The sequence below is a fragment of the Roseateles microcysteis genome (genome assembly GCF_036880965.1).
In the GTDB taxonomy this organism is placed as follows: Bacteria; Pseudomonadota; Gammaproteobacteria; order Burkholderiales; family Burkholderiaceae_C; genus JAUASW01.
Genome location: NZ_JBAJMV010000008.1, coordinates 33,725 through 44,702, shown reverse-complemented (window position 1 = coordinate 44,702; position 10,978 = coordinate 33,725). Strand labels below are relative to the sequence as shown.

At 64.9% G+C, this 10,978-nt stretch carries 12 protein-coding genes; 3 read left to right on the top strand and 9 right to left on the bottom strand.

Going from position 1 to position 10,978, the window contains the following annotated elements; genetic code table 11:
• Window positions 1–9: 9 nt before the first annotated feature.
• From V3596_RS20910 to V3596_RS20870, 9 genes are all read right to left on the bottom strand, one after another.
• Window positions 10–1,152, bottom strand: a complete 1,143-nt coding sequence (locus V3596_RS20910) for an efflux RND transporter periplasmic adaptor subunit (protein ID WP_334279775.1) — start codon at window positions 1,150–1,152, stop codon at window positions 10–12.
• The gene (locus tag V3596_RS20905; RefSeq protein WP_334279774.1) at window positions 1,149–1,793 is read right to left on the bottom strand and encodes a hypothetical protein; all 645 of its coding nucleotides are present in this window, start codon (window positions 1,791–1,793) and stop codon (window positions 1,149–1,151) included. The genes V3596_RS20910 and V3596_RS20905 overlap by 4 nt, the downstream gene beginning before the upstream one ends.
• Window positions 1,790–2,812, bottom strand: a complete 1,023-nt coding sequence (locus V3596_RS20900; RefSeq protein WP_465165654.1) for a TolC family protein — start codon at window positions 2,810–2,812, stop codon at window positions 1,790–1,792. Before V3596_RS20900 ends, V3596_RS20905 begins: the two co-directional genes overlap by 4 nt.
• Window positions 2,813–3,167: 355 nt before the next feature.
• Window positions 3,168–3,641 carry a hypothetical protein gene (locus V3596_RS20895; RefSeq protein ID WP_334279773.1) on the bottom strand — a complete coding sequence of 158 codons (474 nt, stop codon included), beginning with the start codon at window positions 3,639–3,641 and terminating at the stop codon, window positions 3,168–3,170.
• Window positions 3,642–3,737: 96 nt separating this feature from the next.
• Window positions 3,738–4,769 (bottom strand): Cj0069 family protein, encoded by a 1,032-nt coding sequence (locus V3596_RS20890; RefSeq protein ID WP_334279772.1) that lies wholly within the window; start codon window positions 4,767–4,769, stop codon window positions 3,738–3,740.
• Between the two features lie 5 nt (window positions 4,770–4,774).
• Window positions 4,775–5,686, bottom strand: coding sequence for a Fe-Mn family superoxide dismutase (locus tag V3596_RS20885; RefSeq protein ID WP_334279771.1), 912 nt, complete (start codon window positions 5,684–5,686; stop codon window positions 4,775–4,777).
• Between the two features lie 17 nt (window positions 5,687–5,703).
• Complete coding sequence (locus V3596_RS20880) at window positions 5,704–6,891, bottom strand: chromate transporter (RefSeq protein WP_334279770.1); 1,188 nt, start codon at window positions 6,889–6,891, stop codon at window positions 5,704–5,706.
• Window positions 6,888–7,874, bottom strand: a complete 987-nt coding sequence (locus V3596_RS20875; protein WP_334279769.1) for a chromate resistance protein ChrB domain-containing protein — start codon at window positions 7,872–7,874, stop codon at window positions 6,888–6,890. The genes V3596_RS20880 and V3596_RS20875 overlap by 4 nt, the downstream gene beginning before the upstream one ends.
• A 105-nt stretch (window positions 7,875–7,979) precedes the next feature.
• On the bottom strand, window positions 7,980–8,411 hold the full coding sequence (locus tag V3596_RS20870) for a c-type cytochrome (protein WP_334279837.1): 432 nt from the start codon (window positions 8,409–8,411) through the stop codon (window positions 7,980–7,982).
• A 281-nt stretch (window positions 8,412–8,692) separates the two neighbouring features.
• Between V3596_RS20870 and V3596_RS20865 the strand changes: the two genes are divergently transcribed.
• The 3 genes from V3596_RS20865 (at window position 8,693) to V3596_RS20855 (ending at window position 10,819) form a co-directional block, all read left to right on the top strand.
• Window positions 8,693–9,316, top strand: a complete 624-nt coding sequence (locus V3596_RS20865) for a tyrosine-type recombinase/integrase (protein ID WP_334279768.1) — start codon at window positions 8,693–8,695, stop codon at window positions 9,314–9,316.
• Between the two features lie 223 nt (window positions 9,317–9,539).
• Window positions 9,540–9,803 carry a DUF1902 domain-containing protein gene (locus V3596_RS20860; RefSeq protein WP_334279767.1) on the top strand — a complete coding sequence of 88 codons (264 nt, stop codon included), beginning with the start codon at window positions 9,540–9,542 and terminating at the stop codon, window positions 9,801–9,803.
• A 242-nt stretch (window positions 9,804–10,045) separates the two neighbouring features.
• A complete protein-coding gene (locus V3596_RS20855; RefSeq protein ID WP_334279766.1) occupies window positions 10,046–10,819 on the top strand; it encodes a thermonuclease family protein in 774 nt (257 codons plus the stop codon).
• Window positions 10,820–10,978: the final 159 nt, after the last annotated feature.

The following is a 10,978-nucleotide window of genomic DNA, read 5'->3' as shown; positions in this document are numbered from 1 at the left end:
CGGCACCTCTCAGCGGATCTGCGCCACGAGGGCTGCGCCCTGGACAACCACACGGTTGTCCGCGGCCAGGCCCTGCGTCACAAGAACCGTGGCACTGTCCAGTGCCTGGACCTGCACGGGTTGGGGCACGTATCGCTCGACGCCGGCCTTGATCCAGACCACCGGCTCGTTGGCCGGGCTGCGGACCACGGCGGCGGCCGGCAGCACAATGCCCTTGCGCCGCTCCTGCAGCGCGGCAATCAGCATCACCGGTTGGCCGAGGGCAAGTGGCGTTGCACCAAGCTCCACCGACACCTTGAAGCTGAGTGGCAACACGCCGTCGCGCAATGCACGCGCCGCGCCGACCAGCTTGAGCTTGACGCCGGCCATGCCAGCCAGCTTCGCATCGGTGAGCCGGCTACCCAGGGCCACGTCGGGCGTCGTGGCCTCGATCATCAGCCGCGTCGGATCGACGATCTCGACCAGCACGTCGCGGGGATCCACGATCTGGCCAGCCTTAAGATCAGACCGGGCAATTACGCCGGATATCGGTGCGCGCAGGGCCTCTCGTGCATCCAGGCTAGCAGTGATGCTCTGCTCACGGGTTGATAGCGACTGTAGATCGATGCGTGCGGCCTCGATGTCCTTGCGAGGCACCGTGCCCTCCAGCGATTCCAGGCGCCGCACACGCTGCTCAGCCAGCTCACGGGCGGCCTTCAGCTCGGCGCGCTGCGATTGCTGGCTGGCCATCGCATAGGGTTCTGCATGGTGACGCACCCAGGCCAGCACGTCGCCCTGACGCACAGCCTGGCCTGCCACCGGCAGGCCCTTGGGACCCGGTTCAATCCGGCCTCCGTGTGCGGACTGGATCTGGCCGCTGGCATTGGGATCGGCGACCACGCGTGCTGGCAGTTGCACGGTCGCGGCTGCCTCAGACTCGGGTACGAGCTGCGTGCGCAGTCCCATCCGGCGCTGCGCCAGCTTGGGTACGTTGACGCTGCCGTCCGGCAGACGCGCCAGGCCGCCTGCGCTGGGCGCGCTGGCCTGGTCCAGATGCTCACCGTTGGGCCCGTGGGCGCCTGGGCCGGCCCAGGTCGTGGAAACAGCGGTACAGGCAGCCAGCGTCAGCAACGCGGCGACCCAGCCGGGGGTACGAGTTGCCGCGGGCTTCATGCCAGGCCTCCATTGCTTTGATTGCCGAACGAGGACGTCGTCCTTCTGCGATGCCAGATCAGGCCGCCGAGCGCCGCCAGAGCTGCGCCAGCTCCGAGGGCCCAGCGCCCCCAGGGGCGGCCATGGTCCTCGGCGTGGTCATCGTGTTCGCCATGCCCATGCGCATGGGCCTCGGCACTGACCGGCTCGGTCACTCGAAGCACACCATCCAGTAGGTCGGTGTCCTCACCCGCCATCACGGTGATGACCAGCGCGTGTTCGCCTGGCGTCGACAGCTTCTTGAGAAAGGCCTCGTCATCGACGGAGAAGTCGCCGACGTCGGCATGGAACTTCGCCTTGGCTTTGGTGCCGCCGGTTTCGACCTCGACCTCGGCCTTGAGCAGCGGCTCATTGGTCGCAAAGCGGTCGATCAGGATGGACAGCTCGCCGCCCGCCAGCGTGCCGACCAGCTCGAACAGCTCGGACTTGGCTTCGATTCGAGGGCTTGCCTTGCCACCGGACAAGGTGGAGGACGGCGTATCGAGATGCTCCCCGTTGGGGCCATGGGCACCTGGGCCGGCCAGTGACGGCGCAACACTGATGACGAACGAACTCGCAAGCGCGAGCGGCAGAAGGATTTGATGCTTGGATTGGCGATTCATGGAATGAGTCCCAGAGCTTGTTGGAGTCGCGCCGCCGCCAGCTGCAGCCCAGCCTGCTGGCGTGCGCTGGCCGCCTCGGCATCTGCTGAAGCGCCTACCGCGCGCAGCAGGTCAGGCAAGGGCGTTTCGCCAGCCTCGAAGGACTTGGCGATGAGTCGGGCACGTTCAGCGAGAAGGGAGGCTCGCTCCCGTTCGAGCTTGGCTTGCATGTCGCTGGCCTGCTGATGTGCCGCCGCCAGCGAGAGTTCCGTTGCGAGCTGATCGCGCGTGCGCAGGGCCTGCCTGCGGGCGGTCTCGAGATCGGCCAAGGCCGCGGCGATCCGGGGCTGGCGGTGAGCCTCGCCGCCAAACGGCATGCGCAGCCCGACGACGACGCTGTTCTGCGCGCCCACGCCCTGACCCGGGCGTTCCTGTCGAACCCCGATCGACAACTCGGGCCCTTCCGTACGCTGGGCCTGTGCGAACTCGACCCGGCGCTGCCAGAGGTCGACCGCAGACTGAGCGAGTGACAGCTCCGGATGGACTTCGGGCACCTCAGGAGGCGCCTGGAGTACATCCTCTGCGCCGGGCAGTTGCTCCAGGCCGGTCAGCAGGCGCCAGGCCGCATGCTGAGCCGACGAGGATTGGCTCGCCGAGCGCAGCTGTGACTGTGCCGACAGGAGCTCGGCTTTGGCTGCCAGTGCATCGGCGGGAGCGAGATCGCCGGCCTTGACCCGGCGCTCCACATCCGCCGCAAGTTGCTGCAAGTTGGCGACATGCCGCTCCACCTGTTTGAGCTCGGCATCGGCCAGCTTGGCGGCGCCGGCCGCTTCACGAAGCTGTCCGGCCAGTCGCAGCAGCGCTGCTTGCTCAGCAGCCCGCGCCCAGCGCGATTCCGCCTCGGTAGCCTGGCCGCCTGCGGCGCGCGCCCCGAAATTCCAGAGCGGCAGCGCCACACCCAGTTCGGTCTCGCGCCTGCCCGAAGGCGAGCCGGACCGGCCTTCGCGTTGACTGAGCGATACCGACGCGGGCGCCGACAACCAGCTCTGCGCAAGCAATTGCTCGGCCCGGGCTCGGCCGTATCTGCCTTGCGATTCGGCTGCGGCTACGGACCGCTGCCAAGCCGCATCAAGGGCTTGTTTGATGGTGAAGCCCACAGCGGCGCTTGAGGCCGTTGCAGAGCCCTGTGCCAGCGCCATGGGGGCACTGAAAGCCAGGCACAGCGCGCCGGCCGCCACGCGGCGAACGACGTGCCATGGCCTTGGCCATGGAAAGTGACTCATGATGATCGAACGTTGGATGCGCCACGGCCGCTGGCTCAGATCAGCCAGCGCGGTCGGTGAGGCGCAGGGGCGACGACAAGCCAGGCGTCAAGGCGCCAGGCACACGGCAGGATCAGGCCGTGAGTCGAGGAGGTCGTTCGAGACCGTCCAGGAAGGGGAGCGGCAAAAAGGCCTGCAACACCGATTCAGGCTGCATGGACACAGGCGCCTGCAGTTCAATGGTCGGCAGGAATACCAGGGCCGGCGGGAAAACGCAGGCATCTGCGCTCAGGTGGCCGGTGGAAGCAGCTGATTCATCCTGATGCCAACCGTCGGCACCCCCATGTTCGTCATGGTGGTGAGAGGTGCCCTCGAAATGCATGAGGGCATGCTCATGGTCGTCGGTCTGCGCCATCACCACGCCAGCGCCAGCATAGGCGAGTGACTGCCAGCACATGCAAAGCGTGAGGATGAAGGCGACGAGCCGGCGAAACATAGTGATCGAGTGTATGCGAATACCCGCCTGTATAGACAAGTAAGAATAAACCCAGGGGGTGAATGCGCAATCGAGCACTGCTACCTCTAGCGTGCAGGGAGCGCCTTGCATGTGTCCCGCCGTCGATGTAATTGTTCTCACCGGTTTGCCGGCGGCACAGTGACGAAAGAGCACGCGCGGCGCCACGCAAAGAGGCCAGCATCGCGTTCAAATTCCGCCATGCGGGCTCGGTGTGGGTGCCAGATCCAGGAACTTCTTCACAGCGCCCACCAGTGGTTCGATCGCCGACGGCGGGAATGGAGACACGCTGCTCACGTTGATCTCGCAGAGCATGAAGCTATCGGCTTGCTCGCCGAACATGAAATCGCAGTCCCATAGCATGGGCAGCCGGTCGTGCGTCACGCTGGTCGCCAGCCGCAACTGATCAATCCAACCACCCTCGAGCAAGCCTTTCAGTGCCCCGAACCGAGGGAAGTCTGCCGGGTAGTACACGCGTGGCCCCGGCGCAGTGTGGGTGGGATGCAGTGCATTGATCGCTTGATAACCGAAGCCACCGACTCGGTCTTGCACGAGGTACGCGCGCACCATACCGTCGGCGATGCGCGGTTGCCAGACTTGGTCAATCATGTGGCCGCCTGCCTCGGGCTCGAAGTAAGGTGCCAGCCGCTGAAGCAACTCGGTCATGCCCAGCAACTCCTCGTCGCCACCGCGATGGGCGTGACGCACCTTGCACAGCGGCGAGCCGGCAACGGCCTCCACGCGCCAGATGCCGATGCCGCTGTGACCGCGGTACTGCTTGAGCACGCGCGGGCCTTCCTCGAGCCGCTGCGGAAGTTCCCGCTCAAGCTGGGCGAGGCTGTCCACGCGGTACACGTCGCTACCAAACGGCAGGTCGCGGACGCCCAAGAGGACGTCCTTGGTACCGAGCTTTGCGATGGTGTCCGGGTGGGTGCTGACCTGCACGCCGGCCGCGGCGACATCTCGCAGCATGGCATCCAGCCGGTCACGCCGCCGGCCGGCTTCGATGGGGTTGTTCCAGACCAGCACCAACTTGACGCGGCGCAGTTGCTCCGCCACCTCGTCGGCGAAGTCATCGTGATAGATCGCCGGTTCGGCATTCACCCCCGCCGCGGCGTAGGCCTCGAACAACGCAGCGAAGCGGCTCTCGGCTGGGTCGCTGCGGTCACGGGTGGCGCGGTCACCGGGGTAGAGCAAAGCGACGGTAGGCAGGCGTGCCATGACGTTCACCCGAGAGGCTTGTCAACGACGGCGCGGCCGGCTGCCACCCAGCCGTCGATGCCGCCCGCCAGGAAGCGAGCGTTGCGGCCGGCGGCCCGCAGTCGCATTGCTGTCGAGCGACCTACTTCATGGCCGTACAAGCAGTACACGACCACCGGCTCGCCTGCGGGAAGCTCAGCGGCCCAGTCGCTCACGCTCATCGGATCGCACCAGCGCGCGCCGGGAATCATGGACGCGGCCTGCGCGTAGACGCCTTGGCGCCGCACGTCGAGCACCGTCGCGCCCTGCAGTGCACCGGCATCCGCCGCCAGCGCCTCGCTGGCCCCATGCACCGCCAGCTGATAGCGCTCGTAGACGCCTTCCCAATTGATGTTGCCCATGAAGGCGTCCACATAGGCGCCAGCGGCGGCGCCGTGGTCGAGGTGATAGGCGTGCTCGTACATGTCCAGCGCCAGAATGGGGACGCCGCCGGCGACGGCATGCGTGTGGTCCGCCGCCCACTGGTTCACCAGCGTGCCTTCGCGCGGCTGGAACACCAGCAGCATCCAGCCTGAGCCACCGCCCAGTGCCTTGGCGCAGGCGACGAACTCCTCGCGCCAACGCTCGACGCTGCCGAAGTTGGCATCCAGTGCAAGCTTCATGGCCGGCGCCATCGTGACGCCATCGCCACCCAGGCCCGCGAAGTACAGCTCATGCAGCAGCACCGAGTTGGTGGCAATCAACTCCTCGCGCTTCAGCCCGTTGAGCTGGAACCCGGGAGCTTCACCGAAGGTCAGCTCGCCCAACTGCTTGCGAATGGCGTTCAGCCGTTTGGCAGCGCCGGTGTAATTGTTCTGATGGTGGCTGACGATCATCTTCTCCGACAGGCCATGCAAGCCGGCGGGGTCGAAAGGCAAGGGAATAGTCTGCAGGTCCATGGAAACTCCAGTGCGGTTCAGGTGTGCGCCAGCGGATAGAGAACCAAGCCGGCAACGGCGGCGACCGCCACCACGACGGGTTCGGGCAGCTTCTTGAAGCGCCACAGCACGGCGACCGTGACGAGCGCCAGCGCGGCTGTTGTCACGTCGGTGATGGAGCGCTGGCCGATGACGATGACGGCGCCGGTGATGGCGCCAATGGCGGCCGCCGTCACGCCGTCCACAAAGGCCACGATGCCGGGGCGCTTGCCATGCTTCTTGAAGTACGGCGCTGGCAGGATGGTGAAGAGGTAGCAGGGAATGAAGGTGCCTGCCGCGGCCACGACCGCACCCCAGAATCCGGACACCAGGAAGCCGATGAAGCCTGTTGTGATGACGACCGGCCCGGGCGTGATCATCGCGACGGCGACGGCGTCAACGAACTGCCGATCATTCAGCCAGTGGTACTCCTGTACGACACCGCCATACAGGAAGGGCACGATGGCCAGGCCGCTGCCGAAGACGAAGCTGCCGGCGTAGGCGAAGTAGGCACCGATCTGGCCGAGCTTGTGCCAGTCCAGGTGGTCCATCGCGAAGAAGGCGACCAAGGGAGCTGCCAGGCCATTGACCGTGCCCCTGGATGCCCATTTTGCCCACTTCGGCGGTGCACGCAGGAGCCAGACCAGCACACCGGCGCCAAGAAAGACCCAGATGACCTCGGACTTGGTGATGACCGTCACCGCCGCACTGGCTGCGAAGATGCCCCACAGCAGCTTGTCCTTGCCGATGTTCTTCGTCGTGAGCTTGTAGGCGCTCATCGCGATGATGCCGATGACCGAGGCGCCGACACCGTAGAACACGGCCTGCATCCAGCCGATGCCGCCGAACGCCACGTAGGCCGCGCCGATGGCGACGACCATGAAGAAGGACGGCAGCACGAAGGCAGCGCCCACCAGCGTGGCACCGAGCACGCGGTAGTGCACGTAGCCCAGGTAGATCGCGAGCTGCGCCGCCAACGGTCCCGGCATCAGCTGAGCCAAGGCCATGCCTTCCTTGTACTCGGCCTCGGCAATCCAGGCGCGCTTCTCCACGAGGTCCCGGTACATATAGCCCACCAGCGCCACAGGGCCGCCGAAGCCCCAGGTACCCAAGGCCAGCATGTAACGCACCATCTGCCACAGCGTGTAGCGCGGCAGCGCGGCGGGGGCGTTTTCGGTCTCGTTCATCGGGCCGTGCCCTTGTCTTTGCTGGCAGCGGCATCGCGCTGGAAATGGGCGTACAGCGAGTCGAGCACCTGGCTCATCTCAGCGAGCAAAGCGTCGTCGTCGCCCAGGCGTTCGCGAGCGCCCGACATCACGGCCTCGAAGCCCTTGGCCTCAGGCACCGGGTCGCCGCCCACATCCAGCGCGTGGACGATGGTGGCCAGGCGCATCAGCGCGGGATCCAGCTCCAAGCCGAAGCTGGCCATCAGCGTCTCGAAGCTCACGCGGTTGCCGACGTGCGTGAAGGTGGCGCCGTCGAAGTCAAAGCCCAGCGCTCGCTTGGGGCAGTCCGATGGCTTGGCCAGCCACTGGAAGCGAGCCGCCTTGTCGATGAAGCGCCGGATCAGCCAGGCGCTGGCGACGCGGTCCACCCACAGATGTCGGCGCGTAGCCCACACCCGGCCCTGATATGCGGAAACGTCCAGGCGAGGAATGCCGCCATCGATTTCATGGGGCTCGTCCGGCGACAGCAGGCTGTCGATGCGCTTGGTGAAGTCCGACCAGGCGGCTTCGGCTTCCACGGCGGCCTCGCTGGGGAAGAAGTCGATGGCACGCAGCGCATCGAATTCGCGCTGCAGCTTGCGCTGCAGCCGGGCCATTTCGGTCGCGCCCAGCGCAGCGAGCCCGGCATTCGCCTCTTTCCATGACTGGCGCAGCGCCGCGTAGTCCTCGTGCCGGTCAAAGAGCTGGCTGTAGGCGCTGGCCGCGTCGGCCGTGCGGGGCTGGACGGCCATCAGCCAGGCGCTGCCGCCTTCGCGCAGGCAATCGTCGGCAAGCGCTTGAAGTGCCTGTTCTCGCTCGGGTGAAGCCGGCAGCAGATAGGCACCGTCACGCATGGCTGCACATCCGAGCGCCTTGAGCCCGCGCCAGATTCGCATGCGGGCCGTGGCGCCCGAGCTGGGCAGCGACACGACCAGGAGTAACCAGGAAGCATTCGAATAGTTCATGTAGCGAATAATACATAAATGTATTTATCTCTACATATTGATGACCCTTCTAACCAGAGGGCTTCGGTACGACTCGCCCAGCAATACACGGCGGCCGTCGCAGGGTCAGTCCTTGCGGAAGACCTTGTGGCATCTGCTACAGACGTCGCGCAAGTCGTCGATGGTCGACCTCAGCCGCGGCAGGTTTCCAGACTCCGCGGCCTTGGTCATGGCCCCGGCCCGCGATTGCAATTCGGTTGCCAAGGTCTTGAACCGATCCTCCTCGAACCAGATGTCGTCCTTGGCTCGGGTGTCGCCGCGCTCGCTACCGGGAACAAAGCCTTCCCAAGGCAGGCGGCTGAGAAATTCGACGGCTCGGGCGTCTTCGAGCGACTGGGCTGCGTTGTATGGGCGCCCACCTTCGCTGGTCTGAACGAGTCGATTCACGTAGGTGCTCATCAACGTGAATGCAGACTTGCGATGTTTGATCGCAGATTCGATCTTGCGGTCCTGAGCTTGGGAGGCGACTGCCAGGCACGCGAGTGCGAATGCAAACATCCTTGCACGGCGCCCGGGAAGGCATGCGGATCGAGATCCATTTGTCATCTTTGTGCCCCAATCGAAGGTGGTCATGACTCAGTCGCCCGCCCGCTGGCGGCCGTGAGCTGAGAGTCCTCAGTGTCCACCTTCGGTGAATCGCCGACCCGCGGGTTTGCTGCTCATCCCCTTCATCTGCATTGTTGCCCCCGAGCGCGCGGCCGGCATCAATCCAAGAAAAGCTGGTACGTCAATGGCGATCAGCACATGCTTCGTGGCCCGCAACTCGATGGGAGACCATCATGGGAAACGCAAGCAACGCTGCTCATCGCGAGCCGTGGAACAAGGGAAAGATCGTCGGCCAAAAATTGCCATTCAAGCTCAAGGACATCTGGGCGCTGCGCGTGCGGCTCCAGATGGAGGGTCGGGTGCGCGAGCTCGCTCTATTCAATCTGGGAATCGACAGCAAGCTGCGCGGCTGCGATCTGGTCGCACTCAAGGTTCGGGACGTTTGTCATGGCGAACAGATGGCGACACGCACCGTCGTCATGCAGCACAAGACGCAGAGACCTGTCCAGTTCGAAATCACGCAGGCCACCCGGGATACCTTGCAGGCCTGGATCAAGCAGGCCGGCCTGAAGTCAGATGAGTTTCTGTTCCCGAGCCGACTTCACGGCTCACCTCATCTGGGGACCCGACAGTACGCCCGGATCCTCGGGCATTGGGTCAATGAGCTCGGTCTGGACCGCGCCGACTACGGAACGCACTCGATGCGCAGGACCAAGGCAACGCTGATCTACCGGCGCACAAAGAACCTGAGGGCAGTTCAACTGCTGCTCGGGCACGCCAAGCTGGAATCGACGGTGAGATACCTCGGCATCGAGGTTGATGACGCGCTGGAAATCTCCGAGCAGACAGAGATCTGAGGCAATCGACGGCGGCCTTGCTGGCACCTTGTCCCGGCGGTCGCCCCCGAATACCCCTTTATAGGGAACCGTCAAGCGACTGCTGACCGAGGTACAGCCTTCACTCGACGCCGCGCCATACGAATGACTGCTGAGCGACGATGCGGTCGCTCGGACGGCGGCGAGCGAGTGACTGAGATCAGCCTCAAGCCGCCCGACGCGTCAGCACCCATGAAGACCGCTGATGGCCGATATGAGCCCGCCGGAATTCCATCACGGAATGAACGAGCCGTACTGCATTCGAGCCAATTGGGATGCGGATGCAAGCGTCTGGGTTGCCACATCCGAAGATGTGCCCGGCCTGGTCACCGAAGCCGCTACCGTCGAGGCCTTGAATAGCAAACTCAAGAGTATGGTGCCGGAGTTGCTGTTGGCAAATGACTGCATGCCTGCCAATCGCCAAGTCACCATCGAGTTGCTCGCTCGACGGATTAGCGTCGTCGCGTAATCGGTGTTGGATGTGCTGCAGTCGGTCGAGCCCGCGGTCTGCAATTTGCCGCTTTGCGAGGTTGCCACCATTCGCTGTCAGCGGCCCAATTTCTCTGAACAGCCTGACGCGGCCATGATGCCGAGACCGATTGATGCGAAGTTGCCTCCAGCTGCAAAGGCCTATGAAGATCGGGGCAATGAGGTGCCGTAGCGTTAGCCTGTGCTGCCCAATGCCCTCAACTACCGTTCAGAGGAGATGTGATGTTTGAGCATGTTGCTCGGCGCGCGTTGAACTGCCTGCTGTGGCTTGCTTTGACCGCGCCGGCAGCGGCCGACACGACCCTGCGCGGCCAGGTCGTCAGCGTGGCGGGAGGAGATGTCGTCACAATAGTCGACGATCAGGATCGCGAGCACAAGCTGAGGTTGGCGTTCATCGACGCCCCTGAGCTGGGCCAGCCCTTCGGTGACGAAGCGCAGTCGGCGCTCGCGGCCATGGTGCTCGGCCGAGAGGTTGTCGCCCGGCTTGTCGACGAGGGCGCGGATGGAGCTGCTCAAGCTGAAGTGGTCGAGCCGCATGGTCACTCGGTCAACCTGGAACTGATCAAGCGTGGCCTGGCGTGGCATGACTACTTCGATACACAGGCCAAGTCGGACCGAGACCGGTATCAAGCCGCGTTATCAGCGGCTCAAACGGCGCGGCAGGGCATGTGGGCGCTTGATCGGGTCGAGCTGCCGCGCGACTTCCGCGCCCGAGTTGAACGGTTGCAGCGATGGTGGCTTTACGTCGCGGTCGGGCTCGCCGGCTTCACCATGCTGGGCCTCATCTTCACGAAATGGGACAAGAGAATCACAGGCTGGATTGAACGGCAGGAAGCGCAAACGAGGGCGGAGGGCGAGGCCTATCGTCTGGCGCGCATCCAAGCTGAAGCAGAGCAGGCCGAAAAGGACAGAACCCGCGAGATCGCCAACCGGGAGATGGATCGGCTTGCCGCGATTCGCCAGGCATCGTCTGAGCAAGGACCGCGGCGCAGATAGCTGTTCCGTGCTCGCGCTCGTCGACGTTGGCGGACCGTCTGGCAGGTAGTGACCAGGGCGCTGGTACTGACCTCGTGTAGGCGGCCGCTCTGCAGCGTTGTCGGTCGGCGCTGCGCGCGGCAAGGCCGGTTCGCCGCGCATCGCGGTCATCGCGGCGCC